The organism is Ruegeria sp. BB7, from assembly GCF_056539365.1.
The window spans coordinates 109,221-135,691 of the sequence record NZ_JBQFUV010000009.1; the positions used below are offsets into that span (position 1 = coordinate 109,221).

Consider the following 26,471-nt stretch of genomic DNA (forward strand, 5'->3'; position numbering starts at 1 on the left):
ATGGCCGAGGACGTCAAAACCGGAAATCCCGTGTGGGAGACGATCAAAACCATCGTTTATGCCCTGTTGATCGCAGGCGTTTTCCGCACCCTGTTCTTTCAGCCGTTCTGGATTCCGTCGGGCTCGATGAAGCAGACCCTGTTGATCGGGGATTTCCTGTTCGTCAACAAAATGGCCTATGGCTATTCCTACGCCTCGTGCCCCAGCCTGATCATCCCCAGCGTTGGTCTGAATGTGGACGCCGAGGATGTCTGCGGCTGGATGAAAGGCGACAACTCCCGCATCTGGGGTGGGGAACCCGAGCGTGGTGATGTCATCGTCTTCCGCCATCCGGTCACTGGGCGAGACTATATCAAACGCCTGATCGGCCTGCCGGGTGATCGCATTCAGGTGCGTGACGGTCAGCTCATCCTGAATGGTACCCCAGTGCCACAGAAGCCGGATGGGGTTTTCACCGAGGTTGCCGCACCGCAAGGCCCGCAACGCCTGCGCCCGCGCTGCGAAAATGGTCCGGTTGGTATCGGCGCCGTTTGCGAAAAATCCCGCTATGTCGAAACCCTGCCCAATGGTGTTTCGTATGACGTGCTGAACATCGGCAATCAGGGTTCGGACAATACCGGTATCTATACTGTCCCCGAAGGCCATTATTTCTTCATGGGTGACAACCGCGACAACTCCAGTGACAGCCGCCTGCCGCAATCTGCGGGTGGGGTGGGCTATGTGCCATATGAAAATCTGATTGGCCGGGCTGATCGGATCATGTTCTCGTCCGCTGGCCGGTCGATGCTGTTCTTCTGGACTTGGCGCGGCGATCGCTTCTTCAAGGCTGTGAATTGAAGCTCTCGGCTGAAATAAAGGCGTTCCAGCAGCGTCTAGGGTACGAATTCACGAGCCCCGAACTGCTGGTGCGCGCGCTGACACACGGGTCGGTCTCGTCATCGACCCGGCCCGACAACCAACGGCTAGAGTTTCTGGGCGATCGGGTGTTGGGGCTTGTCATGGCAACCGCACTGCTTGAGGCTGACAAGAAGGCATCCGAAGGCCAGCTGGCTCCTCGGTTCAACGCGCTGGTTCGCAAAGAAGCCTGTGCAGATGTGGCCCGTCAGATCGATCTGGGCGCGGTTCTGAAACTAGGCCGATCCGAGATGCTGTCCGGTGGACGCCGCAAACAGGCGCTGCTGGGCGATGCGATGGAGGCGGTTATTGCCGCTATCTACCGCGATGCCGGTTTCGAAGCCGCCCGCGACGTTATTTTGGCACTATGGGGGGATCGCATTCACACGGTTGAGGCGGACGCGCGCGACGCCAAGACCTCGCTTCAGGAATGGGCGCAAGCTAGGGGGCAAAAACCGCCTTCTTATATCGAGGTCAAACGCAGCGGTCCTGATCACGCACCTGTCTTCACCATCTGCGCCCGACTGCAAGACGGAACCGAAGCCCAGGCGACAGCCGGGTCAAAACGCCAAGCCGAACAGGCGGCGGCCAAAGCGCTGTTAGGCAATCTGACGAAATAACCCAGCCATTCTGCTCGGGATCCCTCTTCATCTGGCTAAAAATACCTCGAGGGGTTGGGGGGGCTGGCCCCCCAATTGGTTGCCGGTTCTCGCAGCGTGAAGCTGGCAAGCTGGACAATCAGTTCGGATGACCCTGCAACCAAACCAAGACTGCCCATACCTTGTGTAGCGGCAGTGGCGCCGCTGCCTCGTAGAAACTCAGGCCGTTCAATGCTGACTCCAGGGGCCGGAACTCAACTGGCTTCTTTCGGAGTATCGTGCGGCAACCCTGTCACCTTAAACGCATGGCGGTATTGCGACAAATCCCTCTGGCCCGCCGTGGCTTTCTGCTATAGGGGTGCGCACTTGCAAACAGGATCGCAGGACACATGACCACACGCGCCGGATTTATCGCCCTGATCGGAGAGCCCAACGCAGGCAAATCCACCCTTTTGAACCGCATGGTTGGGGCCAAGGTCTCAATCGTGACGCACAAGGTGCAGACCACCCGCGCCCGCATCCGCGGCGTGGCGATGGAGGGCGATGCGCAACTGGTCTTTGTTGATACACCGGGCCTCTTCAAACCTCGTCGCCGTCTGGATCGCGCCATGGTGGCCGCAGCGTGGGGTGGGGCTGCGGATGCCGATATCGTCGTGCTGATGGTCGAAGCGCACCGCGGCATAACCGAAGGGGTTGAGCGTATCCTCGAAGGCCTGGAAGAGATCGGGCAGGGCCGCACCATCGCGTTGGCCATCAACAAGATCGACAAGGTGCCGAGCGAGAAATTGTTGGCTCTGACCAGTGACCTGAACGCACGCTACCCGTTTGCCGAAACCTTCATGATCTCAGCCGAGAAAGGCCACGGCGTCGATGATCTTCGCAAATGGCTGGCCTCGGAACTGCCCGAAAGCCCGTGGTTGTATCCCGAAGATCAGATCGCTGACTTGCCGCTGCGCATGATTGCCGCTGAGATGACGCGCGAAAAGCTGACTCTGCGCCTGCATCAGGAACTGCCCTATCAGCTAACAGTTGAGACGGAAAACTGGGAAGAGCGTAAGGACGGATCCGCCAAGATCGATCAGGTCATCTATGTCATGCGTGACGGCCACAAGGGTATCGTGCTGGGAAAACGCGGAGAGACCATCAAGGCGGTCAGTCAGGCGGCACGGGCCGAGTTGGAAGAGTTCCTCGACCGCAAGGTTCACCTGTTCCTGCAAGTGAAAGTCCGGCCAAACTGGCTGGAAGAATCCGAGCGTTATTCGGAAATGGGGCTGGATTTCAAAGACGGCAACGCATGACGCGCCTGACGGCTGAGTTTTGGGTCCATGCCTATCTGGCGCGGCTACGGTTTCAGGAGATCCCGGCCTTTGTCGTCGCCCACGGAGACGACACTGCAGGTGCGGTTCTGGTCAAGCTGAACACTCTTGACGGCCAGGCGATTGCATTCCAACGCAGCTTTGACCTGATGAGCGGTGAGCGCAAATGGGTCGAGCTGTCCAGCGGGCCAGAGACTGACGTAGACAACGCAATCCAACGCCAGCGGGGTTTTGATCCCGATCTCTGGGTGATTGAGGTCGAAGACCGAGAAGGGCGGCACTTGTTGGGCGAAGAGGGGCTTGAATAAGAACCTCGCAGCGTCGCAGTGTTTAGCTTCTGCTCATAGAGTTCGACGCGCTGGCCAGAACCAACGCGTCGTCAGAAAAGGTTAGTATTCTCTGCCTCGTCGGAGGCTCTATCGATTGCCTTTTTTTCCACGAGATACTTGCTGGCCGGAAACCTCTCGCGAACCTGCATTTCCCCAGCCGCTGTCGCCTTTCGCCGCATTTTTTCCACTGACTGTAGGTGCGGCTCCTCCGATACCAGGTGTTGACGAAAGCGTGTCAGCCATGTTTCGAGCAGCACTTGCGTTGCTGTTTTCCGAACCCGCGTTTGCAAGGCCAGCAGTGACAACAAGGATCGTTAACGAAGACAATAGATGGCGCATTTTTCCCCTCCCAAGTTTTAACTACAAATTAGATACGGAGGGACACGCTAAGTGGATCATTCCCACTTTCGAAAAACAAAAAATTGCTACGTGCAGGCTTTGTCCTTGCAGAAGCGCACGGGTTGCGATTGAGTTTTCTAAATCTTCTTGAAAAAGCTGAGGAAGCATTGGACTGGCGCGATCACGGCATACTTCTGACCTCCCGCCGCCATGGCGAAACTGCCGCGATCATCGAGGTCTTTACCGAAGGTCACGGACGCCATGCCGGGGTTGTGCGCGGCGGAACCAGCCGCAAGATCGCGCCCATCCTGCAACCGGGCGCTCAGCTGGATGTTCTCTGGCGGGCGCGATTGGAGGAGCATATCGGAACCTTTCAGGTTGAGCCCCTACGATCCCGCGCAGCGGCGGCGTTTTCCGGACGGATGGCGCTGGCTGGGCTGAATGCGGCGGTGGCTTTACTATCCTTCTGTCTGCCGGAACGAGAACCTCATCCGGCGATCTACAAGCAGACTGAGCAGCTGATGGACCTGCTGGGGCAGGATGACATCTGGCCGCTGGCTTATCTGCGCTGGGAGCTGGCGCTTCTTGAGGAATTGGGATTTGGCCTCGACCTGTCAGCGTGTGCCGTGACCGGGGCGACAGAGGGATTGGTCTATGTGTCACCGAAAACCGGCCGAGCAGTCAGCGCCGAAGGGGCAGGGCAATGGGCGGATAAGCTGTTGCCGTTACCGCCCTGCTTGCGTGGTGAAGGAACCGCGCCGGACGCCGAGATCGCCCAAGGTTTAAATACCACCGGCTATTTTCTAAAGCACCATCTGGCACCGTCATTGGGCCATCATCCATTGCCCGAAGCACGGGCGCGGTTCTTGGAACAGTTCACTCGACGGCTGTGAACACCATCTCGTGTCCGGCTTCATTGCGCAGGATGAGTACATTTCCAGAGACTTCGGATTGGGTCATTGCCATGAGGGCAGCGAAATAGAACCCTTCGGCCTCAAGCCCGGAACAAGTGGCGCGGGTGGCGACCAGATCCTGTATTTCGAACCACGGATAAGGCGCGTTCAGGGTTCCGTTATAGCTGTTGCAGGGGGCGTTGCCCTCGATCCGGCCCTCTTCTGGAAAACGCAAGAATGCGCTGGCCTCGAAAGGTTGGCCGTCGATTTCCTGCAGCGCCCATGTCTGATCAGCCGCACCATAGGCAGCGACAGTTTCATCCTTTTCGCATTGAAACAGGGCGAGCAGAGGCAGGGTCAGGATCAGGCGTGTCATAAATAGGAATTAGACCATCTGAAAGTTGGCGTCAGTAGGGGTTTTCACCGTTCAGAAGCGCTGTGCGCACCTCCAGGCGGGGTTTCCAGTTGTACCGCGTGTCCTCGCGCATCGGCGCCCAATACAGGACACCGCTGTTGCGCCACGGGTCCAGAATAAGCCCATCATACATCGAATCCCCCTTGGCGCTGATTGCAGCCGAATGGTGGATGATACGGAAAGCGGTCGGCGGGGAAGTGGCCCAGTGCAGATCTAACGTGCGGAAGTTCTCTTGCTTTAGACGTGTGGTCATGGCCTGAGCCCAGTCATTGCAGAGGCCAAATTCGCGAAAGCCGTTGATGACTTTGGCGTTGTGGATGATCGCCGAGTCGGTGACGTTCCATTCCTGCTTCAACTGCTGGGAGTAGGAGTAAGCGATGGTTGCGGCCTTTTGCGCCTCGACCGGATCGACCTCTGGCCCCAGCGCCCGAATGGCCTGCGCCAGAGCGTCGACATCGCTCTGGGTCGCCGTGAAATTGGCAACAGCGCAACCGCCAAGCGCGAGGAGTGTAAGGGTTGCCCAAAGTGTAAATAGTCGTCTGCTCATTCCAAAAGCCATTATTTCCAAAGCCTGTTAGCTGCCCTAGCCGGAATTCTGTCAGAGTTCAAAGAAGATGTCGTGGCTTCGACGGATTTGTCCAATCGCTGTGCGGTTCGGCCCGGTTATAGAAAAAGACCCGGCGCAAGGCCGGGTCAGTTGGGGAAACAGGAGTGCCGAAACCGGTCAGCCCAGCAGACGCCGCGCAATAACCTGTGCCTGAATTTCGGCAGCACCTTCGAAAATATTCAGAATGCGCGCGTCGCACAGGACACGGCTGATTTTGTATTCCAGCGCGAAACCATTGCCGCCGTGGATCTGCAATCCGTTGTCAGCCGCCGCCCAGGCCACACGTGCGCCCAACAGCTTGGCCATCCCGGCCTCAAGGTCACAGCGCTGACCATGGTCCTTTTCCCAGGCCGAGAAATAGGTCAGCTGACGTGCGATCATGATCTCAACTGCCATCATCGCCAGCTTGCCCGAGACGCGGGGGAAGTTGATCAATGATTTGCCAAACTGCTTCCGATCCTGCGCATATTGCATCGCGATATCCAGCGCGCTTTGCGCCACGCCGATGGCGCGGGCAGCGGTTTGGATGCGGGCAGACTCGAAGGTTTCCATCAGCTGTTTGAAGCCTTTGCCTTCTTCTCCACCCAGAAGGTTTTCACCCTTTACGTGGAAGCCGTCAAAGCCCAGTTCGTATTCCTTCATGCCGCGATAGCCCAGAACTTCGATCTCACCGCCGGTCATACCGGGGGTTGGGAACGGGTTCTCGTCGGTGCCGGGTGTCTTTTCCGCCAGGAACATCGACAGACCACGGTGGTCTTTGCTGTCCGGGTTTGTACGGGCCAGCAGGGTCATCACATGGGTCCGTGCGGCGTGTGTGATCCAGGTCTTGTTGCCTGTGATTTTATAGTCGCCATTCTCATCCTTGACAGCGCGCGTGCGCAGGCTGCCAAGGTCAGAACCTGTGTTTGGCTCAGTAAAGACGGCGGTGGGCAGAATCTCGGCGCTGGCCAGTTTTGGTAGCCAGTTAGCTTTCTGCTCATCAGTGCCGCCAGCGATGATCAGCTCTGCCGCGATCTCGGAACGGGTTCCAAGCGAGCCAACACCAATGTAGCCGCGCGACAGCTCTTCGGAGACCACACACATTGAGGCTTTGGACAAGCCAAACCCACCGAATTCTTCCGGGATGGTCAGGCCGAAGACACCCATCTCGGCCAGTTCCTCGATGATTTCGATCGGAATCAGCTCGTCCTTCAGGTGCCATTCATGGGCGTTCGGTTCGACCTTTTCCTGCGCATAGCGGCGGAACTGGTCACGGATCATCTCCAGCTCTTCATCCAGTCCCGAGGCGCCGAACATCGTGGATCCGGCCTGTTCCTCCATCAGGGCCACCAGCCGCGTCCGGGCGGCCTGAGAGTTGGCTTGCGCCATCAGCGTCTGAATTTCGGTGCTTTGGAAACCCGACAGCGCGTCCCAACCGAGGCCCATATCCTGCAGGCGCACGACCTCACCCTGGTTCATCGGGATACCGCCCGCAATCTGGTGCAGGTACTCACCAAAAGCGATTTGGTGCAGCAACTGTTCCATCTCACCGAATTTGCCATCCGCGTTCAAGGAATCGGCCCAACGCTGCATCTGCTGCAGAGACTGGTTGTACGTTGCCAGCCATGACAGGCCATGCGCTGCGGTCTGGTGCGCCTCAATCAATGCGCCAGAGACCCGACCATCGTCGGTAACCATTGCGCGGACTGACTCGCGGGCGCGTTCGAACACCGTTTCCACCGCAGGCAGCGCCGCGCGGGTCAATGTTAGAAGGTCGGGCAAAATCGCGGATGTCGTCATCTGTGTCATATCCTGTCCGTCATGTGCCATGAATCAGGTCCTTATCTGGTGTCGTCTGGTCATATCATGCTGCACGTGCAGCGCAACAAAAATACGAATTATGCCGTTAAAAAGTTCGAAAATTGCGTTGACGATTTTGCAGTGCAGCGCGCGTCAACAGTGCTATGACGGACGTATGGCGTTGTTTTCATTGTTCACTCCTCAGGACTTGCTGTTGGCCACTTCTGTCGCTTTTGTCGCGGGGTGGGTCAAAGGTATGGTTGGGTTTGCCATGCCGATGGTGCTGGTTTCCGGGCTGAGCATGTTCCTGCCGCCTGATATTGCGATTGCCGGGTTAATCCTGCCCACATTGGTTACCAACGGCGTTCAGGCATTGCGCGAGGGGTTTGCGGCTGCGGTTTCTGCGATCAAGCAGTTTCGCGTTTTCCTGATTGTTGGGCTGGTGTTCTTGCTGCTGGGGGCGCAGTTGGTCAGCGTTGTGCCGACACAGACTTTTTTGCTGATAATCGGAGTGGCGGTTACAGTTTTTGCGCTGATACAGGTGCTAGGTGTGGGGCTGAAGCTCAGCAATCCGTCGGCACGAATCGAAGTGGCGATTGGGGCCATAGCCGGATTTGTGGGTGGGATGTCTGGCATTTGGGGGCCTCCGACCGTTGCTTATCTGACGGCGCTGAACACACCCAAGGCAGTTCAGATGCGGGTGCAGGGGGTGATCTATGGGTTGGGTGCGGTGGCACTGTTGTTAGCCCATCTGGGATCCGGCATCTTAAGCTCCAAAACAGCACCGTTTTCGGCAGTTCTGATAGTACCGGCGCTTGCAGGGATGTGGATTGGTCTGCGGTTGCAATCGCGAATTGATCAGGTGGTGTTTCGCAAGGTGACGCTGCTGGTTCTGCTCGTCGCGGGTGTGAACCTGTTACGGCGGGGACTGTTTATAGGTTAACGCCGCTTGTCCACGAACCGGAATGTGAAATGCAGGCCCAGCATCAAAAAAAACAGACCCGAGATGTCGCCGATCAGATACGCGACATATTCCACCCGCGCACTTCCGAAAGCCAGGTTGGTCAGGCTTGAAACCAGGAATGACGTGATGATCCCGACCCCCATGATACAGGTCCAGCACGGTTTGCGGTCCGGTCGGGGGAACAGGTCCCACCCTGCCCATTTCAGCAAGTAGAACACCGCTGGAACGGTCGTGACGGCAATGGTCATGGCCATCAAACGGTTTGGCAGAAAGACATCGCTGCCTCCCAAAGCGGCGAAGACCAGAAAAACGCCGGGCAGCAATGCAAATATCGCTCTCCAGCCCAACAGCCATGCTGACAGAACCCGCACGCCGTGCGGCAGGAAAAGCAGACTGGCCCGACTGGGATATTCAGGAAAAAACACGTTTTGGAGCGGCATCAGAACCTCAAACGTGAGGTAAGATGCCACGACATAGGCCAAAGAGGCGAAGAGCGTGTCAGTAGCCCACCTGCGCACGAGTATCAGCCAACACTGCGCAGGTTGGAGGTGTTACTTGGGGGCATGAACGATATACCGTCCCCGATTGGCAGTACCGCTTTGCGATAAGTACCCTTTTTGAACCAGCGATTTCAGCGCGCGGAAGAAAGTCGGGCGCGAAACGCTTTGAACCAGCGTATGCTCGATAAGTCCGAAGGTACGGACTTCATCGTCAGACTTGGACAGTTCTTCGGCCGCGTAGTAAATGTCACGCTCTACCGGAGACAGCTGCTCAAGGCCCAAGGTCCGTTCCATGCTTTGCATTAGTTTGCGCAGTTCGGTCAGTTTTGAGATTTCAGTCATCGTCTACCTGCTAATCCGTGCCAACAGTCGCTGTCCGGAGACGCACTTAAAGATGCCGAGTAGTTATCGGCTTCATTAAGGTCTCATGTTGACACTCATCCCCTTTGCTTTACACTTGTCGTATCATTAGGCGGCTCAACGTGCAGATGTGAGTGGTTGCTAGAGCTACCCAAAGGTTTTTTTACTTCCCGCCCGGTGCGAAAGCGCCGGGCTTATTTGTTGCTAATGGTGTTGGAGAATGCCCGAACCGGACCAACCGAGCAACGAATTTGTGGCTTTAGTCCACATTATGCAACTAAGGGTTGAGGCATTCGTTGAGGTACGCCAAAAACTAAAAGGGGGCGATACCGCCCCCTTGAACTCTTAGCCGATAGCGACGGCTTTGATGTCTTCGTCGATGAACGGAAGATACTGTTCAAAATTCTCTGCGAACATCTGCACCAGCTTCTCAGCCTGCTTGTCGAACGCGGCCTGATCATCCCAGGTGCGGCGCGGATCCAGCAGAACCTCGGCAACACCGGGCACCGCCACGGGCACATCAAAGCCGAAATTGGCGTCCTTGCGGAACTCGGCGTCGCGCAGCGAGCCGTCCAGCGCCGCAGTCAACAGCGCGCGGGTCGCCTTGATCGGCATCCGCGAGCCAACGCCATAGGCACCCCCAGTCCAGCCAGTGTTGACCAGCCAGCAGGTGGCACCGTGCTGGGCGATCTTGTCACGCAGCAGGTTGCCATAGGCCTCGGGGCGGCGCGGCATGAATGGCGCGCCGAAGCAGGTCGAGAATGTAGGCTGCGGTTCGGTAACACCGCGCTCGGTCCCGGCCACCTTTGAGGTGAAGCCCGACAGGAAGTGATACATTGCTTGCGCCGGGGTCAATCGTGCGATCGGAGGCAACACGCCGAACGCATCACAGGTTAGCATGATTATGTTCTTGGGGTGCCCGCCCAGAGCGCTGCTGGAAGCATTCGAGATATATTCCAGCGGGTAGGCACAGCGCATGTTTGCTGTCAGCGAGTCGTCGTCGAAATCCAGTTCCTTGGTCTCGGGATCGAAGACCATGTTCTCGATCACGGTGCCGAATTTGCTGGTGGTCGCGTAAATTTCAGGCTCGGCCTCGGCGTTCAGATTGATCGTCTTGGCATAGCAGCCACCTTCGAAGTTAAAGGTGCCGCGATCCGACCAGCCATGCTCATCGTCACCGATCAGTGTGCGCGCCGGGTCCGCGGACAGCGTGGTCTTCCCGGTGCCAGACAGGCCGAAGAACACGGCGGTGTCGACCGGGTTGCCAACAGCGTGGTTGGCCGAGCAATGCATCGGCATCACGCCTTTTTCTGGCAGCATGTAGTTCAGCAGGGTAAACACGGACTTCTTGTTCTCACCCGCGTACTCCGTGCCACCGATCAGGATTAGCTTGCGGTCGAAATTCAGGGCGATCACGGTTTCACTGCGGCAGCCGTGTTTGGCCGGGTCGGCCTGGAAGCTGGGGCAGTTAATGACGGTGAAGTCAGCGATGAACTCGTTCAGGTCCTCACGGTCCGGACGGCGCAGCAGGTGACGGATGAACAGGTTGTGCCAGGCCAGTTCGGTGACCATGCGCACGTTGATCGAATAAGCCGGGTCAGCGCCGCCAACCAAATCCTGCACGAAATAGTCGCGGCCTTTCATGTGGGCCAGCATGTCTTCGTACAGTGCGTCAAAGCCTTCGGGGCTCATCTCGGCGTTGTTTTCCCACCAGATGGTTTCGGCAACGCTGTCGGTTTTGACGACGTGCTTGTCTTTGGGAGAGCGGCCAGTGAACTTGCCGGTGGTGACCAGAAAGGCGCCGCCATTTCCAAGCGTGCCTTCGCCGCGCTTGAGCGCCTCTTCGATCAACGCCGGTTCCATGAAGTTGTAATAGACATTTCCCAGACCCTCGATGCCCTGATCTTCGAGGCGGAATTGCGGGTTAACCCGTCCAGATGTCATGTGTGTCTTCTCCTGTGGCGGCGCTGCGGTGTTTGGGTCGCGTGCGCTCTTGGGGCAGTGTGCCGGAAAGGCCCGGCGGCTGGGCGCGTCTTATCACGGTCGTTTAGGGCATGAACAGGACGGTTTGGCGCAGTTAGCGCAACCAAGTTCAAGTTTAGCGCCATCACGAATTTCCTGCCGGAAAACGAGGCGCTTTTTCGCGCGCATTAACGGCTTTTTTGCCGCAGCTGTGTGACAACAATCGCACGATTCGCAGTTACGGATTGATTCGCAGTCCTAAAAACGCCAACAATGCCCTACTAATAAGCGAAATATTGCATGAGTGAGCAGGAATAGGGGTAATCCCGATGTCAAAGATTGCATTGGTGGACGACGACAGAAACATTCTGACGTCTGTTTCCATGACGCTCGAAGCCGAGGGTTTCGAGGTGGAAACCTATAACGACGGGCAAGCGGCGCTGGACGCTTTCAATAAGAAATTACCGGATATGGCCGTTCTGGATATCAAGATGCCGCGTATGGACGGCATGGATCTGTTGCAACGGTTAAGGCAAAAAACCCAGATGCCGGTGATCTTTCTGACTTCGAAAGACGATGAGATCGACGAAGTACTGGGTCTCCGTATGGGCGCGGATGACTATGTGAAAAAGCCTTTCTCGCAGCGTCTGTTGGTTGAACGCATCCGCGCGCTGTTGCGCCGGCAAGAGGCAACCTCGGGTGATGTGGCAAACGCCAACACCGGCGATACCAAGGTGATGGAACGTGGTGAACTGCGGATGGACCCCTTACGACATGCTGTAAGTTGGAAGGGAAACGACGTCTCTCTGACTGTAACCGAGTTCCTGCTGTTACAAGCCCTGGCCCAGCGCCCTGGTTTCGTCAAAAGCCGGGACCAGTTGATGGATGTCGCCTATGACGATCAGGTCTATGTCGACGACCGGACCATCGACAGCCACATCAAGCGCCTGCGCAAGAAAATGCGTGCCGCAGATTCTGAATTCTCAGCCATCGAAACGTTGTACGGTATCGGATACCGGTACAACGAAGAGTAAGCTTAATCGCTTAAAAGGGGTAATCGGGTCTCGTGCGCGATACGGAACAAGTCAGCGAAATGCGGGACGGTGACATCGTTCTTGGGGATGACTGGGTCATCCCTCAAGAAACCGAGTCATCCGAGTCGCACGCAACGCGCCGCCGTAACCTGTTTTCGCTACATGGTTCACCGCTGGCGCGCAAAATCATCACTTTTAATCTGGTCGCGCTGGTTACTCTTGTTACCGGGCTTCTTTACCTTGACGATTCCCGCGGCGAGCAGGTCCAGCAGACAGCGCGTAACCTGATCGGAGACGCGCGGCTGGTCACCAACGTGTTCGAAGCTCAACTACGCCAGAAACTATCCGATGGAGCACAGGACGCGGCTGCGCTGGATGTTAAAGAAACGCTCGCGGGTCTCAGCCTTCCCGATGGCGGCGAAGTTTTTGTTTATGACGCAAGTGGCACACTTATCGGATGGACGCGCGGGGCATTCGCCTCATCTGACATGCCGGTCCTAATGCGGTCAGAAGCAGAGGTTCCCACTGGAAGTACATTGATAAGCGATGCGCTGAACGCAGTGTGGACAGGTCTTTCTCGGGTATTTGCGGGTTCCGTTCGCGAAGATGCGCCTACACTTGCCCAGCGTGTGCAAGAGATCGTTCCGCTGGCATTGGAAGGCAAGATGCATGTTCGGGCTGTTCAGGACGAACTCGGCCAGACCGTTATCGCAGCAGCCGCGCCTGTATTGTTAAACGGACAGCCGGTTGGTGCAGTGGCTATGGCCGGACCTGCAGGTGAAATTGACGCCATCGCCCGGCGTGAACAAGAGCGCATTCTGCAGATGTTCGTCGTGGCACTGTTGGTGTCTATCGGGTTGAGCCTTGTGCTGGCTTCGACAATTGCCAACCCTTTGGCCGACCTCGCTTCGGCTGCTGAGACGGGCAAAGATCGAGGCGTGGGTGTCAATCCCGGCCGCATCCGAATTCCGGATCTCAGCGCCCGCCCGGATGAGATCGGTCGGCTGAGCCGTGCGCTGCGGGGAATGGTAACGGCGCTTTATAATCGTATCGACGCCAACGAACAGTTTGCAGCTGACGTGGCGCACGAGATCAAGAACCCGTTGGCCAGCCTTCAATCGGCAGTTGGCACCTTGCGTATGGTTAAACGGGACGATCAGCGCGAAAAGCTTCTGAGCGTTATTGAACACGATGTGCGGCGGCTTGACCGTCTGGTCAGCGACATTTCCAATGCCTCGCGCCTTGATGCCGAATTGGTCAAGGAAGAGGAGCAGCCCTTTGACCTGCTGAAATTGCTCGGCAATATCGGTCAGTATCTGGGTGAAGACGCCCAGGCCAAGGGAATCGAATATATCACCGACTTGCCGTCTCAACCGATCATCGTGAACGGGCTTGAGGCGCGCCTGGCACAGGTCTTTGTCAATCTGATCACCAACGCAATTTCCTTCTGCGAGGAGAATGACGCAATTCGTGTCTGGGTGCGGCGGCGTGAAGATCGCGTCTTGATTGTGGTCGAAGACACGGGTCCAGGTATTCCCGAGCAGGCACTGACCAAAGTGTTCAAGCGCTTTTATTCAGAGCGTCCGGTCGAACATTTCGGTAACAATTCGGGTCTGGGATTGGCGATCTCGAAACAGATTGTCGAGGCCCATGGCGGTGTTATTTGGGCCGAGAATATCCGCCCGACCGAGGCAGATATAACGTCCGACCCGCAAGGCGCGCGCTTTGTCGTGGGACTGCCCGTGTAGACGCATGAGTGGTCATAGCCTCTCGGATTTTCAACATCAGGACAGTGCCATCCTCCACGCAACCTGCGTTGCCGTAGAAGGGCAGGGTGCGCTGATTGTGGGGCGTTCGGGGGCGGGTAAATCTGCGCTGGCCTTGCGGATGATGTCGCTAGGGGCGAAGTTGGTTGCTGATGATCGGGTGGCCCTTCAAAGGGCCGATGACAAAGTCGTGGCAGACGCAGCGCCCAACCTTTGCGGCCTGATCGAGGTGCGAGGCGTTGGGCTACTTCGTGCGGAAACTGCAAGTCAAATCCCAGTCAGCTACGTTGTGGATCTGGATAAAACCGAGACGGCGCGCCTGCCTGAGCCAATGACAATTGACGTATTGAGGCAATCTATTCCCTTGCTAAGGGCTGCGGGCATCCCCAATTTGGCAGAAGCGCTCATGCAGTTGCTAAAGATGGGACGAGTGGATCCGGCATGGCCCAGCACATGACACCGCAAAGGCGTATAGTTCTGGTTACCGGCCCTTCGGGCGCGGGCCGTTCGACCGCAATCCGTGTTCTCGAAGATCTGGGTTTCGAGGCCATCGACAATTTACCCATGGGGCTGTTGATGCGTCTGCTTGATGGCTCAGAGAGTGATCGTCCTATGGCGTTGGGCATAGACGCGCGCAACCGTGATTTCTCGACGACTGGGTTCATTGAACTTGCGGTCGGGTTGCGGCGAATGGAACAAGTCGACCTGACGACGCTTTACCTCGATTGCAGCGATGAAGTGTTACTACGGCGCTTTTCTGAAACCCGCCGGAGGCATCCGGTCGCCACTGATGCTAGTCCGGAAACCGGTGTGCGGCAGGAAAAAGAGCTGTTGGCACCGATCCGCGAGATTGCGGACACTCTGATCGACACCAGCCCGCTGAACGTTCATCAACTGCGTGAAGAGGTTGAACGCTGGTTCGCTCCGCAAGGCGGGCGGCATCTGGCAGTCTCCATCGAATCCTTTTCGTATAAACGCGGGCTTCCGCGAGGATTGGACATGGTGTTCGACTGCCGGTTTCTGGCCAACCCGTACTGGAGACCCGAATTGAGGGCAGAAGATGGTCGAAACCCGGATGTGGCGCACTATATCCAGAGCGACGCAAATTACGCACCGTTTTTCGATAGGGTGGTTGATCTGTTGAAACTCTTGTTGCCGACCTTCCGGGCAGAAGGCAAAGCACACTTGTCGGTGGCCTTTGGGTGTACCGGCGGGCAACACAGATCGGTGGCCATGGCAGAAGCGGTCGCAAAGGCCCTTGCGCAAGAGGGGCAGCAAGTGGCAATTAGGCACCGCGAAATGGAACGTCGATCGTTGAATGTGAGGCCGGATTGATCGGGATTGTACTCGTAGCACATGGTGGGTTGGCCAAGGAATATCTGGCAGCCATGCAGCATGTGGTTGGAAAGCAGCCCGGCCTGATCGCAATTTCGATTGAGGCCGATCATGACCGTGAAGCCAAGCAGGCAGAAATCTGCGCGGCGGCCGACAGTGTTGATGTCGGGGATGGTGTGGTTGTGGTGACTGATCTGTTCGGAGGCAGCCCATCGAATCTGAGCCTGCGCGCCTGCACCCCGCAGGATCGCCGAATTCTGTACGGTGCCAACCTGCCTATGTTGATTAAACTGGCCAAAACCCGCCACCTGCCCATCGCGGATGCAGTGCGGCAGGCGATGGAGGCTGGACGCAAGTATATCAATGCGCAAAATGTGACATTAGAAGAAGACCGGACTGATTAAGAATGACCAATCGAAGCTTGAAAATCATTAATGAAAAAGGTCTGCATGCGCGCGCCTCGGCCAAGCTGGTTGAAGTGGTCGAGGGCTTTGACGCACAGGCCGAAGTATCCAAGGATGGGTTTTCTGCATCTGGCGACAGCATTATGGGTCTTTTGATGTTGGCAGCCTCACGCGGAACGACTATTGACGTCGAGACGTCCGGACCGGATGCTGAGGCGTTGGCTGATGCGTTGGAAACCTTGGTGAACGACAAGTTCGGGGAAGGGTACTGACGTCATCTGCCTCACGACGAAGAACGGGAATACCAGGAATTGGCGGAAACAGCGCACGAGACGAAGACAGGCCCGGTGGCGGATGGGACCACTGATCAGGGCGAAATCTACGATCGTAGAACCCTGACCTATGCAAACTCGTTCGATGATGCCTGGACTTCGACGGCCATTCGCGCGATCGAATGGTGTACCGGCAAGCTGACCATCCTGCGTATGGTCAACAAGTTCGAGAAGAAGAATGAATATTATCGGGGTCAGAGGTTCTGGGGCGGCGCGCTCGAGATCATGGGGATCAACCTGACCACACCGCAAGAGCAGATTGCGCGTATTCCGAAAGAAGGGCCTGTGGTCGTGGTAGCCAATCACCCTCACGGTATGGTGGATGGTATGATCCTGGCCGAACTGATCGGCAAAGTGCGCAGTGATTATCGGATTCTGACCCGCTCAGTCCTGACCGGGCTGGATGAGGCCGCGACCTCGTTCATGATCCCTGTGCCTTTCCCGCATGACCCCGAAGCGCAAAGCAAAATGCTAGAGATGCGCGGCAAAGCCATGGACCACTTGAAAGAGGGTGGCGTTGTTGCCCTGTTCCCATCGGGTGTCGTGATGTCCTCGGACGATTGGTTCGGCCCTGCGCAAGAGCGGGAGTGGAACGTGTTCACGGCTAAAATGATCCGCCGTTCCGGGGCACGCGTGGTGCCGATCTTCTTTCCCGGCAGCAACTCACGCGCCTATCAGATCGCTAACAGGCTCTCCCCGATCCTGCGGCAGGGCCTTTTGCTGCATGAGATCGTGCGGTCATGCCATAAACCGCAATCTCCGGTTATCGGTGACCCGATTTCTGACGAGGATATGCAATTGCTGGAGCGCGATCCGCGCGGCTTCATGGCCTGGCTCAGAAAGCATACATTGTCGTTGGGGCAGTCGCTCAAAGGCTGATCCGCCTCTTCATCTGGCCGAAAATATCCCGGGGGCGAGCCCGGATAAAATCCGGGCGAGGGGGCTGGCCCCCTCTGCCTTACCGCATCCTGCCTTAGCGGGTCGGAACCGGAACCTCGCCCCGATAGTCATAAAACCCGCGCTCGGTTTTGCGGCCCAGCCACCCAGCTTCGACATATTTCGTCAGTAGCGGGCAGGGGCGGTATTTGGTGTCTGCCAACCCTTCATGCAACACGTTCATGATTGCAAGACAGGTATCCAAGCCGATAAAATCCGCCAATTCCAGCGGCCCCATCGGGTGGTTCGCGCCCAGTTTCATCGACTGGTCGATGGATTGCACGTTCCCGACGCCTTCATAAAGGGTATAAACCGCCTCGTTGATCATCGGCATTAGAATACGGTTGACGATAAAGGCGGGGAAATCCTCGGCACTTGCAGCGGTTTTGCCAAGGCGATCAACGACGGCCTTGCAGGTGCTGAAAGTCTCTTCATCAGTGGCGATGCCGCGGATCAGTTCAACCAACTGCATCAGGGGCACAGGGTTCATGAAGTGGAAGCCCATAAAGCGCTCGGGTCGATCCGTGCGGCTGGCCAGTCGGGTGATCGAGATAGATGAGGTGTTCGAGGTCAGAATCGTATGCGGCTGGAGATGTGGCTGAAGATCCTCGAATATCGCCTGTTTGATCGTCTCGCGCTCGGTAGCGGCTTCAATCACCAGATCTGTCTGCCCCAGTTCAGGCAACGCAAGCGTGGTCTGGATACGACCAAGCGCGGCCTGCATCGCCTCTTCGGTGATTTTCCCGCGTGAGGCCTGACGCGCCATGTTGCCCTCGATCGTGGTCAAAGCTGCCTCAAGCGCGTCCTGATTCACATCATTCAGTAGAACGTCATACTCCGCCAGGGCTAGGACATGGGCGATACCGTTGCCCATCTGACCTGCGCCAATAACTCCGACTGATTTTACGTCCATTTTCTGATGCCTCTGTGCCAAGGGATTGAGGGAACAGTACTGGCAGATCGGTAGGGGCGGCAAGGGGATCAGGCGCATCGAATTTGCTTCAAATGCGCACATTAGGATTTTCTCAAGACATGGGGCTGCAAGATGGCAACTGGGTGAAAAATGGGTGAGTGTTATGAGCTATCATCAAACAGGCTCGGCGGGTGCCGGGCATGCAGTATGCCAATATGGTGAATCACGTCTTTGGTTCCGTGGCCCAGAGCGGTCGCTGGACACAGCCTACATAGGCTGTTTCGGCGGAGATGAGACCTATGGGCGGTTTGTCGAGAGTCCTTATGCGGCGATTCTTGAAAACCGGCTGGATCGGCGCTGTCTGAACTTTGGCAGCCTCTTCTGCGGGGTCGAGGCGCTGTGCGGCGACGCTGGGCTGTTCAACCTGATGAACGGGGCCAAGCTGTGTGTTCTGCAGGCCCCCGGTGTTCTGAGCCAGTCGAATCAATTCTACCGGGTTCATCCCCGGCGCAATGACCGGGTTTTGGCGCCAACCGCTGCATTGGTTGACCTCTACCCCGAGGTCGACTTCACCAATGTGCATTTCGTGGGGCATCTGATGCGCTTGCTGCAAGGATATCAGGACGCTCGCTTTGAAGTGGTTGCTGACGAACTGCGCGGCATTTGGGTGCAGAAAATCAGAACTTTACTGCAAAAGCTGGATGCGCCGGTTGTTCTGTTGGCCCTGAAGGTCCTGCAAAACAAAGACGACGTTCCGACCGAAAGGGGGCCGGTCACTGTCACGCAACAGATGCTGGATGTCGTTCGTCCGTTTACGAGGGAGTGTGTCGAACTGTCTGCCTATGTGTCCGGCCAATCTGACGAGATAGAAGATATGCTGTTCGGCACCCTGCAGCAGCCAATGGCTGAGCATATGATCGGCCCTGCGGCGCACAAATCCATCGCGGATGCACTGGTGGGACCGATCCGGAACCTCCATTGAAAAAGGCCCGCCATTTGGCGGGCCTTTTAAGATACTTCTTCGAAACGGCTTGGGCTGTGATCAGCCCAGTTTTTCGGTCAGTTCCGGCACGGCCTGGAACAGGTCGGCGACCAGTCCGAAGTCGGCAACCTGGAAGATCGGCGCTTCTTCGTCCTTGTTGATCGCAACGATGACCTTCGAGTCCTTCATACCGGCAAGGTGCTGGATCGCACCCGAGATGCCGACAGCAACGTACAAATCCGGGGCAACAACCTTACCGGTCTGACCCACCTGCCAGTCGTTCGGTGCATAGCCCGAGTCGACTGCCGCACGCGAGGCACCAACCGCCGCGCCCAGTTTGTCGGCCAGACCTTCGATCAGTTTGAAGTCCTCTTCCGAGCCAACACCACGGCCACCCGAGACAACAACGCCTGCCGAGGTCAGTTCCGGACGGTCGCTTTCGGCAACTTTGTCCTCGACCCATGACGACAGACCTTCGGAACCCGGAACTGCGATGGTTTCGACCGGCGCCGATCCGCCTTCGCCCGCCGCGTCGAAGCTGGCGGTCCGCAGGGTGACAACCTTTTTGGCGTCGTTCGACTTGACGGTCTGGATCGCGTTGCCCGCGTAGATCGGACGCTCGAAGGTCGAGCCGTCAACAACGCCAGACGCATCCGAGATCACCATCACGTCCAGCAGCGCGGCAACGCGCGGCATCACGTTCTTGGCGTCGGTGGTGGCGGGGGCGACGATGTGTTCGTAGCCATCGGCCAGCGACACGATCAGAGCTGCGGTCGATTCCGCCAGGCGGTGACCCAGTGATTCGTCTTCGGCAACCAGAACCTTGGAGACACCGTCGATCTTGGCGGCGGCCTCACCGGCAGCGGCGGCGGACCCACCTGCGGCCAGAACGGTTACGTCACCCAGAGCCTTTGCGGCGTTGACGGCCTTGGCGGTGGCGTCCAACGACAGCTCACCATTGTTAACTTCGGCGAGAAGAAGAACAGCCATTACACAGCCCCCGCTTCTTTGAGTTTCCCGACCAGCTCGTCAACCGAGCCCACGATGATACCTGCAGCACGTGCCGGTGGCTCTTCGGTTTTGACCACTTCCAGACGCGGAGTGACGTCCACGCCGTAATCGGCGGCGGTTTTCTCATCCAGCGGCTTTTTCTTCGCCTTCATGATGTTGGGCAGCGACGCATAGCGCGGCTCGTTCAGGCGCAGGTCGACGGTGACGATGGTCGGCATCTTGACGCTGATGGTCTGCAGACCGCCATCCACCTCGCGGGTGATCTTGGCGCTGTCGCCTTCAATGTCCACCTCAGAGGCAAAGGTGCCCTGCGACCAGCCCAGCAGGGCCGACAGCATCTGACCGGTGGCATTCATGTCGTTGTCGATCGCCTGCTTGCCTGCCAGAACGATACCCGGCTGCTCTTCCTCGACCACTTTGGCCAGGATTTTCGCAACGGCCAGCGGCTCGATGTCCTGATGCACGTCATCTGCAGCAACAACCAGGATCGCACGGTCGGCACCCATGGCCAGTGCGGTACGCAGTGTTTCCTGCGCCTGCTTCACGCCGATCGATACGGCCACGACTTCGTCTGCCTTGCCGGCCTCTTTCAGACGGATCGCCTCTTCCACGGCAATCTCATCGAACGGGTTCATCGACATCTTTACATTGGCGAGATCAACTCCGCTCCCGTCCGCTTTCACGCGGACCTTCACATTGTAGTCAATCACGCGTTTGACAGGCACGAGTACCTTCATTTTGCGTTTGCTCCTCACAAATAACGGTAAGCCGCCCAGCGACTCCACCAATGCTCTCGGGGGGATGAATAACGCCTCAATTCGACCTGCAACAGGGCAAAATCGTCACGCCATGGCCCTGGGACGTCGCGTTTTGTGTTTTTTGACGCAACTTCCCATCACTTAACGGTTAGCGCCCGCCCTTCGGGCCGGGGTTCCGCCCTTCCGGTCGCCGCAGTGTCCACTGGACACTGCGCCGCTTTCAGCGGTTCGCGCCCGGAACCCACAGCACGTCCTGAGTGCCGTTTTCGTTGGCGCAACGCGCGGCGACAAAGAACCAATCGCTGAGGCGATTGAGGTATTTCACGGCGGCCGTATTTACCGGCTCCATGTTGGTCAATTCAACTGCCAGACGCTCGGCCCGGCGCGAGACCGTCCGGCACACATGCAGATGCGCTGCCAAACGTGAACCGCCGGGCAGAATGAAGCTGCGCAGCGGCTCCAGCGCTTCGTTCATGACGTCGATCTCAGCTTCCAACCGGTCAATCTGAGATGCAACGATGCGCAGCGGGGGATAGTCGGCCTCGGCATCTTTTTCCATATCAGGGCGACAGAAATCTGCGCCAAGATCGAACAGGTCGTTCTGGATGCGGGACAGGGCGGCGTCGACCTCGCCGTCCGCTTCGGTGCGGGCCACACCGACGAATGAATTCAATTCGTCCACGGTGCCATAGGCGGCGACACGGCCGGAATATTTTGCAACGCGTTCGCCGTTGCCCAAAGCGGTTTTGCCGTCATCGCCGGTGCGGGTGTAAATCTTGTTCAGAACGACCATTTACTGTGCCCCTTGTCCACGCAGCCAGACGTAAAGCACGATCAGTATCACGGCAATGAACTGAAACAGAATGCGCAGGCGCATCATCTTGTTGCTTTTCATTGCGGCCGCTTTGCCGCTCTTGCCGAAGTTTGAGATGCCGATCGCCAGCACGACGACAACAGCCGCCATGGCCAGCAATAAAATGACCATCAGTAGGTCCATGGGTACACCGTCCGCGTTTTCTGTTTTCTTAGGCTATCATCTAGACCTATGGACATGAAAAGCGAACGGGTAATTTCGCCTCAGACGTCCGACAGGATTCGGTCTATGGTTCGGGTTGGTAGGATGCGGCGCAGGTATCCGGCAATATAGGTCGGCGTCGTAACGTAGTACCGTGCGCGCGGTCGCTTGGATTCGACAGCATGCGCCAGCTTGTCGGTCACCGCTGACGCAGGCAGTTCGAACCTGTCTGGACCCGGGGAGGATTCGTATAATCTTTTCAACAGTGAAGACTCATAGCGCTCTCGCAGGGCCGAGCTTTCCCAGTTGATGAAACGTTCGAAGAAGGGGATCGAGTTTTCTCGGATTTTTGAAGTGATCGGGCCGGGTTCGATCAGGATCACCTTGATGTCAGAATCCGCCAGTTCCAGACGCAGCGTGTCTGTCAGGCCTTCGACCGCGTATTTTGTGGCCACATAAGCACCGCGCCAGGGATAAGCCACCAGACCCAGCACCGATGAGTTCTGAACGATTCGCCCATGCCCCTGCGCCCGCATAACAGGAATCACCTGTCGGGTCAGTTCGTGCCAGCCAAAGAAATTGGCCTCGAATATCTGGCGCAGGCCGTCTGTCGGCAGGTCCTCGACCGCACCCGGCAGGCCATGCGCTCCGTTGTTGAACAGTGCATCCAGCGTGCCGCCAGTGGCTTCGCACACCCAAGCCACACCTGAGGTAATGCTATCGGTGTCTGTGTAATCGATGCGCGGACTTTCAAATCCCTGCGCCCGAAGCCGATCGCAATCGCGCTGCTGACGGCAGGATGCGAATACCCGCCAGCCCCGGGCGCGCATGCCATGTGCGGCATCCAGCCCAATGCCTGAGGAGCAGCCGGTGATAAGAATGGATTTCTGCATGGTCTTCCCGCCTCCGAACCTCACCTATAGCTATTGCGAGGATGGGGGCAGGACAATGACACGACTGCGTCAGTTTGAGATTTTTCGCACCAACGAGGCCGAAATCCAGCCGACCTGTTGCTGCGGCAACACGCGCAGACGCAGCCAGCCGGTGCCGGACTCGCTCAGAATCTCGACCTGCTGACCCATGGTGGCTTTGCCTATGATCGGGTAGATCGTGCCCGGCCCGTCGCGCATGTTCACTCGGGTACCCGAAATCTCTCGGATGTCTTTTGTGGGTTCGGGGATGGAAGGTGCCGCGGTCTGGGTGTCCTGTGTTTCGTCCGCAATCTGGCGCAGCCCGGCCACGCCATCTTCAAGTGAGGCCAAGGTGATGTTGGCGCTTTGATCCTCGAACACCGAGAAGCCCGGGAATGACGCGAGGCTGGCGTCATCTGCTATGAACTCAACCACCTCTTCCAAAGCAGGCTCTGGCTTGGTGCGAATTGACGGGGCGCGGATCGTGACGTTGGTCACAAGCTCTTCGGGCTGGGCAGATGCGACTGATCGGATCGGGGTGGGCGCTACCCGAACAGGCTGCTCAGCGCGCAGGCCACGCGGTTCGAAGTCTGGTCCGTCGCTCATCACGTAGAAACACCAACCGAGTGCAGCGAAAGTGATAACAATAAGGCGCGTCATGGCGCATCCCCCGGATCAATAGCTGGAAATAAGAAATAGGCAGAAATCTAATCCACTCAGCGTACCATATTTCAGGGTTCGAGTCGAAAGACGGGGGAAATCGGGGGGTTGCCTCCCCCTGTTGCAAAAAGCGCCACTTGTCCCCAGCAAAATACGTGTTGCTTGCTTTACCAAGGCGCTCTTGCGGCGTATCACATCATATATGACCGATACGATCGACGACCCCAATATGGAGACCCCTGACAATGGGGGCGAGATAGCTGAACCGCTACGCCGTGCAATTGGCGAACGCTATCTGACCTATGCGCTGTCCACCATCATGCACCGTGCCTTGCCGGATGCGCGCGACGGGCTGAAGCCGGTTCACCGGCGAATCCTCTACGCGATGCGAGAGCTGCGACTCAGCGCGACGGGTGGGTTCCGTAAGTCCGCGAAGATTTCCGGTGACGTGATGGGTAACTATCACCCGCACGGCGATGCCGCGATTTATGATGCGATGGCGCGTCTGGCGCAGGACTTCAACGTCCGCTACCCGCTGGTCGACGGGCAGGGGAACTTCGGCAATATCGACGGTGATAACCCGGCGGCCTCGAGATACACCGAGGCGCGAATGACCATCGTGGCCGAGGCACTGCTTGAGGGTCTGAACGAAGACGCCGTCGATTTCCGCGACAACTATGATGGTACGCTGACCGAGCCGGTCGTGCTGCCTGCGCAATTCCCGAATCTGCTGGCCAATGGATCCAGCGGCATCGCGGTAGGCATGGCGACGAACATCCCGCCGCATAACATCGCCGAACTGTGCGACGCTTGTCTGCATCTGATCAAGATACCGGATGCACGCGACGACACGCTATTGAACTATGTGCCCGGCCCGGACTTTCCGACCGGCGGCGTCATCGTCGAACCGCCCGAGAATATTGCGCAGGCCTATCGTACGGGACGCGGCAGTTTCCGCCTGCGCTGTAAGTTTGAGGTCGAGGATCTGGGGCGTGGCCAGTGGCAGATTATCGTCACCGAGATCCCTTATCAGGTTCAGAAATCCAAACTGATCGAAAAGATCGCTGAGCTGATTCAGACCAAGAAAATTCCCATACTCGCGGATGTGCGCGACGAATCCGCCGATGACATCCGCCTGATCCTTGAGCCACGTTCCAAAAACGTGGACCCCGAGGTGCTGATGGGGATGCTCTACCGCAACTCGGACCTTGAGGTTCGATTCAGTCTGAACATGAACGTACTGATCGACGGCGTAACGCCCAAGGTCTGCTCGATGAAGGAAGTGCTGCGCGCCTTCCTTGATCACCGGCAAGAGGTTCTGATCCGCCGCTCGCGTCACCGGATGGCGAAGATCGACCACCGGCTGGAAGTTTTGGAGGGCTTTATTGTTGCCTTCCTGAACCTCGACCGTGTGATCGACATTATCCGTTACGATGACGACCCCAAAGCTGCGCTGATGCGCGAGGATTGGGGGATCGATCATGTTCGCGCCACCAGCGAGGCCGATTATGTCTCGCCCGAGCCGGGCGAGGGCGAGTTGTCCGAGGTGCAAGTCGACGCCATCCTCAATATGCGCCTGCGCAGCCTGCGCCGTCTGGAAGAGATGGAGTTAGTCCGTGAGCGGGACGAGCTGATGCTGGAACGCGCCAATCTCGAAGACCTGCTGGCCGATCCCGCCCTGCAATGGGCCAAGATCGCCGAACAGTTGAGAGACACCAGAAAGACCTTCGGCAAGGATTACGAAGGCGGCGCACGCCGAACTCAATTCGCCGAGGCCGGGCAGGTCGAGGAAGTCCCGCTTGAGGCGATGATCGACCGCGAACCGATCACGGTTGTCTGCTCTCAGATGGGCTGGATTCGGGCCATGACCGGTCATATCGACCTAAAGCGCGAGTTGAAGTTCAAGGACGGTGACGGCCCGCGCTTCATTTTCCACGCGGAGACCACGGATCGACTGCTGGTGTTTGCCTCGAATGGGCGGTTCTACACGGTCAGCGCCGCCAACCTGCCCGGCGGGCGGGGCATGGGCGAACCGCTGCGTCTGATGGTTGACCTGCCGAACGAGGCACAGATCATCGACATCCTGATCCACAAGCCCGGGCGCAAGCTGCTGGTGGCCTCGGACGCGGGCAATGGCTTTGTGGTGCCCGAAGATGACGTACTGGCCCAGACGCGCAACGGTAAACAGGTGCTGAACGTCAAAGGCGACGAAACGGCGATGATCTGCAAGCCGGTTGCAGGCGACCACGTTGCGGTTGTCTCCCAGAACGGCAAGTTCCTTGTCTTCCCAGCGGAAGAACTGCCCGAGATGACTCGTGGCAAGGGTGTACGTCTGCAGAAATACAACATGGCTCGTGGACGGCAGGGTACGCTGGAGTTGGATGGCGGTCTGTCAGACATTACCACCTTCAACTGGGAAGAGGGTCTGAAATGGTCCATGGGTGGCGACAAAACCCGGCACGAGGCCGATATGTCCCAATGGCTGGCAAAACGCGCCAGCGTCGGGAAAAAGCCGCCCTACGGCTTCCCGCGTGATTATAAATTCTCGTGATCGGGCAGGCGTCTGGAGTGGAATTCCGCCGATACGGCTTGGCACAGGCCGTATCGGTGCGTTAGATCAAGGAAAACAGGCCTATCGAGAAGAGACATGTTGCGCATTCTGACACTGATCACCGGACTGGCCCTGATGGGCGCTTGTACGCAGACGCAATTGTATGAAGAGCCCGAGTCGCTTGGGGAATTCAAACTGCGGGTGAACTATGCCTTTGCTGACAAGGCGGTTCAGGGGCCGGTGTCGCGGGACGCCACTCCGGACGAATGGACGTCTGCAATCCAGAACGCGGTCGATATCCGGTTGGGTCGCTATGTGGGCGCGCAGGAATATGACATCGGAATCAGCCTCGAAGGCTATATGCTGGCTCCACCGGGCATCCCGGTGATCTATAACCCCAAAAGCACGGCGATCGTTCTGGTGAACGTGTACGACGTGAACAAGAAAGAATTCCTTGCCAAGGGGAAACAGTTCCAGGTTCTGGAAGACACGACCGGTGGCAGCGCTTTGAAAGGTTCGGGCCACGAGCGCACCAAAGAAGAACAAATGAGCGGACTGGCCCTGAAAGTCGCGGACCGAGTCGAGGAATGGCTGGCCGAAGAACATGAGGAGAACGGATGGTTTGATCGCCGTCCGAACCTGATCCAACCGCTCGATTCCGGCGTGGTGACGCAAAATCCAGCATCCTAAACGGGTTTTAACGCAGGATGTGCTTGATTTTCCCCTTTGAACCAAATATCTCGCGCGCGCAGATGTAACCACGGGACCAAGGGTCCCCCAAAGCACAAAAGGGCGCCTGAGGAATGGCAAAGGAAAAGTTTGAGCGTACAAAACCGCACGTCAACATCGGCACGATTGGCCACGTTGACCACGGCAAGACCACGCTGACCGCAGCAATCACCAAGT

31 protein-coding genes are annotated in these 26,471 nt (G+C 57.5%); 17 read left to right on the top strand and 14 right to left on the bottom strand.

Annotation, left to right across the window (positions count from 1 at the left end):
- From lepB to ACR0D7_RS14400, 4 genes are all read left to right on the top strand, one after another.
- Complete coding sequence (gene lepB, locus ACR0D7_RS14385; protein WP_170387245.1) at positions 1-837, top strand: signal peptidase I; 837 nt, start codon at positions 1-3, stop codon at positions 835-837.
- Positions 834-1,514, top strand: a complete 681-nt coding sequence (gene rnc, locus ACR0D7_RS14390) for a ribonuclease III (RefSeq protein WP_170387247.1) — start codon at positions 834-836, stop codon at positions 1,512-1,514. The genes lepB and rnc overlap by 4 nt, the downstream gene beginning before the upstream one ends.
- Positions 1,515-1,882: 368 nt before the next feature.
- Positions 1,883-2,791 carry a GTPase Era gene (gene era / locus ACR0D7_RS14395; RefSeq protein WP_480430765.1) on the top strand — a complete coding sequence of 303 codons (909 nt, stop codon included), beginning with the start codon at positions 1,883-1,885 and terminating at the stop codon, positions 2,789-2,791.
- Positions 2,788-3,117 (top strand): DUF1491 family protein, encoded by a 330-nt coding sequence (locus ACR0D7_RS14400; RefSeq protein WP_480679611.1) that lies wholly within the window; start codon positions 2,788-2,790, stop codon positions 3,115-3,117. The genes era and ACR0D7_RS14400 overlap by 4 nt, the downstream gene beginning before the upstream one ends.
- Before the next feature lie 108 nt (positions 3,118-3,225).
- On the opposite strand, the gene ACR0D7_RS14405 is transcribed toward ACR0D7_RS14400, so the two are convergent.
- Positions 3,226-3,477 (bottom strand): hypothetical protein, encoded by a 252-nt coding sequence (locus ACR0D7_RS14405; protein ID WP_480679612.1) that lies wholly within the window; start codon positions 3,475-3,477, stop codon positions 3,226-3,228.
- A gap of 167 nt (positions 3,478-3,644) precedes the next feature.
- On the opposite strand from ACR0D7_RS14405, the gene recO reads away from it, so the two are divergent.
- Complete coding sequence (recO, locus tag ACR0D7_RS14410; protein ID WP_480679629.1) at positions 3,645-4,370, top strand: DNA repair protein RecO; 726 nt, start codon at positions 3,645-3,647, stop codon at positions 4,368-4,370.
- Here the strand turns inward: recO and ACR0D7_RS14415 are convergent.
- The 3 genes from ACR0D7_RS14415 to ACR0D7_RS14425 all read right to left on the bottom strand — a co-directional run bounded on the left by ACR0D7_RS14415 (position 4,354) and on the right by ACR0D7_RS14425 (position 7,201).
- On the bottom strand, positions 4,354-4,746 hold the full coding sequence (locus tag ACR0D7_RS14415) for an META domain-containing protein (protein WP_480679613.1): 393 nt from the start codon (positions 4,744-4,746) through the stop codon (positions 4,354-4,356). The two genes, recO and ACR0D7_RS14415, sit on opposite strands and share 17 nt — an antisense overlap.
- A 31-nt stretch (positions 4,747-4,777) precedes the next feature.
- On the bottom strand, positions 4,778-5,332 hold the full coding sequence (locus ACR0D7_RS14420; protein WP_480679614.1) for a hypothetical protein: 555 nt from the start codon (positions 5,330-5,332) through the stop codon (positions 4,778-4,780).
- A 177-nt stretch (positions 5,333-5,509) separates the two neighbouring features.
- A complete protein-coding gene (locus ACR0D7_RS14425) occupies positions 5,510-7,201 on the bottom strand; it encodes an acyl-CoA dehydrogenase family protein (protein ID WP_480679615.1) in 1,692 nt (563 codons plus the stop codon).
- A 145-nt stretch (positions 7,202-7,346) separates the two neighbouring features.
- Between ACR0D7_RS14425 and ACR0D7_RS14430 the strand changes: the two genes are divergently transcribed.
- Positions 7,347-8,114 carry a sulfite exporter TauE/SafE family protein gene (locus tag ACR0D7_RS14430; protein WP_480679616.1) on the top strand — a complete coding sequence of 256 codons (768 nt, stop codon included), beginning with the start codon at positions 7,347-7,349 and terminating at the stop codon, positions 8,112-8,114.
- Here ACR0D7_RS14430 and ACR0D7_RS14435 read toward each other — a convergent pair.
- From ACR0D7_RS14435 to ACR0D7_RS14445, 3 genes are all read right to left on the bottom strand, one after another.
- Complete coding sequence (locus ACR0D7_RS14435; protein ID WP_480679617.1) at positions 8,111-8,575, bottom strand: hypothetical protein; 465 nt, start codon at positions 8,573-8,575, stop codon at positions 8,111-8,113. The two genes, ACR0D7_RS14430 and ACR0D7_RS14435, sit on opposite strands and share 4 nt — an antisense overlap.
- A 111-nt stretch (positions 8,576-8,686) precedes the next feature.
- A complete protein-coding gene (locus ACR0D7_RS14440) occupies positions 8,687-8,977 on the bottom strand; it encodes a hypothetical protein (protein ID WP_170350384.1) in 291 nt (96 codons plus the stop codon).
- A gap of 363 nt (positions 8,978-9,340) precedes the next feature.
- Positions 9,341-10,939 carry a phosphoenolpyruvate carboxykinase gene (locus ACR0D7_RS14445; RefSeq protein ID WP_170387261.1) on the bottom strand — a complete coding sequence of 533 codons (1,599 nt, stop codon included), beginning with the start codon at positions 10,937-10,939 and terminating at the stop codon, positions 9,341-9,343.
- Between the two features lie 347 nt (positions 10,940-11,286).
- Here ACR0D7_RS14445 and ACR0D7_RS14450 point away from each other — a divergent pair, with 347 nt between their 5' ends.
- From ACR0D7_RS14450 to ACR0D7_RS14480, 7 genes are read left to right on the top strand one after another with little or no spacing between them, the layout of a single operon-like run.
- Positions 11,287-11,991 (top strand): response regulator transcription factor, encoded by a 705-nt coding sequence (locus ACR0D7_RS14450; protein ID WP_170387263.1) that lies wholly within the window; start codon positions 11,287-11,289, stop codon positions 11,989-11,991.
- A 32-nt stretch (positions 11,992-12,023) separates the two neighbouring features.
- Positions 12,024-13,739: a sensor histidine kinase gene (locus tag ACR0D7_RS14455; protein ID WP_480679618.1), complete on the top strand. Its 1,716-nt coding sequence runs from the start codon at positions 12,024-12,026 to the stop codon at positions 13,737-13,739.
- A gap of 4 nt (positions 13,740-13,743) precedes the next feature.
- Entirely contained in the window at positions 13,744-14,214 is a 471-nt protein-coding gene (locus tag ACR0D7_RS14460) for an HPr kinase/phosphorylase (RefSeq protein WP_480679619.1), read from the top strand.
- Positions 14,199-15,092, top strand: coding sequence for an RNase adapter RapZ (gene rapZ, locus ACR0D7_RS14465; protein WP_480679620.1), 894 nt, complete (start codon positions 14,199-14,201; stop codon positions 15,090-15,092). The genes ACR0D7_RS14460 and rapZ overlap by 16 nt, the downstream gene beginning before the upstream one ends.
- The gene (locus tag ACR0D7_RS14470) at positions 15,089-15,496 is read left to right on the top strand and encodes a PTS sugar transporter subunit IIA (protein ID WP_170387268.1); all 408 of its coding nucleotides are present in this window, start codon (positions 15,089-15,091) and stop codon (positions 15,494-15,496) included. Before rapZ ends, ACR0D7_RS14470 begins: the two co-directional genes overlap by 4 nt.
- 2 nt (positions 15,497-15,498) lie before the next feature.
- On the top strand, positions 15,499-15,768 hold the full coding sequence (locus tag ACR0D7_RS14475) for an HPr family phosphocarrier protein (RefSeq protein WP_170387270.1): 270 nt from the start codon (positions 15,499-15,501) through the stop codon (positions 15,766-15,768).
- Positions 15,769-15,807: 39 nt separating this feature from the next.
- Positions 15,808-16,707: a lysophospholipid acyltransferase family protein gene (locus tag ACR0D7_RS14480; RefSeq protein WP_170575467.1), complete on the top strand. Its 900-nt coding sequence runs from the start codon at positions 15,808-15,810 to the stop codon at positions 16,705-16,707.
- 94 nt (positions 16,708-16,801) lie between these two features.
- On the opposite strand, the gene ACR0D7_RS14485 is transcribed toward ACR0D7_RS14480, so the two are convergent.
- Complete coding sequence (locus ACR0D7_RS14485) at positions 16,802-17,677, bottom strand: 3-hydroxybutyryl-CoA dehydrogenase (RefSeq protein ID WP_170387274.1); 876 nt, start codon at positions 17,675-17,677, stop codon at positions 16,802-16,804.
- Positions 17,678-17,840: 163 nt separating this feature from the next.
- Between ACR0D7_RS14485 and ACR0D7_RS14490 the strand changes: the two genes are divergently transcribed.
- Positions 17,841-18,659, top strand: a complete 819-nt coding sequence (locus ACR0D7_RS14490) for a DUF6473 family protein (RefSeq protein WP_480679621.1) — start codon at positions 17,841-17,843, stop codon at positions 18,657-18,659.
- Between the two features lie 60 nt (positions 18,660-18,719).
- On the opposite strand, the gene ACR0D7_RS14495 is transcribed toward ACR0D7_RS14490, so the two are convergent.
- The 6 genes from ACR0D7_RS14495 to ACR0D7_RS14520 all read right to left on the bottom strand — a co-directional run bounded on the left by ACR0D7_RS14495 (position 18,720) and on the right by ACR0D7_RS14520 (position 23,014).
- A complete protein-coding gene (locus ACR0D7_RS14495) occupies positions 18,720-19,649 on the bottom strand; it encodes an electron transfer flavoprotein subunit alpha/FixB family protein (protein WP_480679622.1) in 930 nt (309 codons plus the stop codon).
- On the bottom strand, positions 19,649-20,407 hold the full coding sequence (locus ACR0D7_RS14500; protein ID WP_170388280.1) for an electron transfer flavoprotein subunit beta/FixA family protein: 759 nt from the start codon (positions 20,405-20,407) through the stop codon (positions 19,649-19,651). The genes ACR0D7_RS14495 and ACR0D7_RS14500 overlap by 1 nt, the downstream gene beginning before the upstream one ends.
- 241 nt (positions 20,408-20,648) lie before the next feature.
- Entirely contained in the window at positions 20,649-21,221 is a 573-nt protein-coding gene (locus ACR0D7_RS14505) for a cob(I)yrinic acid a,c-diamide adenosyltransferase (protein ID WP_480679623.1), read from the bottom strand.
- Positions 21,222-21,425, bottom strand: coding sequence for a twin transmembrane helix small protein (locus ACR0D7_RS14510; RefSeq protein WP_170388220.1), 204 nt, complete (start codon positions 21,423-21,425; stop codon positions 21,222-21,224).
- A gap of 80 nt (positions 21,426-21,505) precedes the next feature.
- The gene (locus ACR0D7_RS14515) at positions 21,506-22,336 is read right to left on the bottom strand and encodes an SDR family NAD(P)-dependent oxidoreductase (RefSeq protein ID WP_480679624.1); all 831 of its coding nucleotides are present in this window, start codon (positions 22,334-22,336) and stop codon (positions 21,506-21,508) included.
- A 69-nt stretch (positions 22,337-22,405) separates the two neighbouring features.
- Positions 22,406-23,014: an SH3 domain-containing protein gene (locus tag ACR0D7_RS14520; RefSeq protein ID WP_480679625.1), complete on the bottom strand. Its 609-nt coding sequence runs from the start codon at positions 23,012-23,014 to the stop codon at positions 22,406-22,408.
- A 202-nt stretch (positions 23,015-23,216) separates the two neighbouring features.
- Here ACR0D7_RS14520 and ACR0D7_RS14525 point away from each other — a divergent pair, with 202 nt between their 5' ends.
- The 3 genes from ACR0D7_RS14525 to ACR0D7_RS14535 all read left to right on the top strand — a co-directional run.
- Entirely contained in the window at positions 23,217-25,565 is a 2,349-nt protein-coding gene (locus ACR0D7_RS14525) for a DNA topoisomerase IV subunit A (RefSeq protein ID WP_480679626.1), read from the top strand.
- Between the two features lie 96 nt (positions 25,566-25,661).
- Positions 25,662-26,255, top strand: a complete 594-nt coding sequence (locus tag ACR0D7_RS14530) for a hypothetical protein (RefSeq protein WP_480679627.1) — start codon at positions 25,662-25,664, stop codon at positions 26,253-26,255.
- A 113-nt stretch (positions 26,256-26,368) separates the two neighbouring features.
- Positions 26,369-26,471: GTP-binding protein (locus ACR0D7_RS14535; RefSeq protein ID WP_377181647.1), on the top strand; the 103-nt coding region annotated here is incomplete at its 3' end.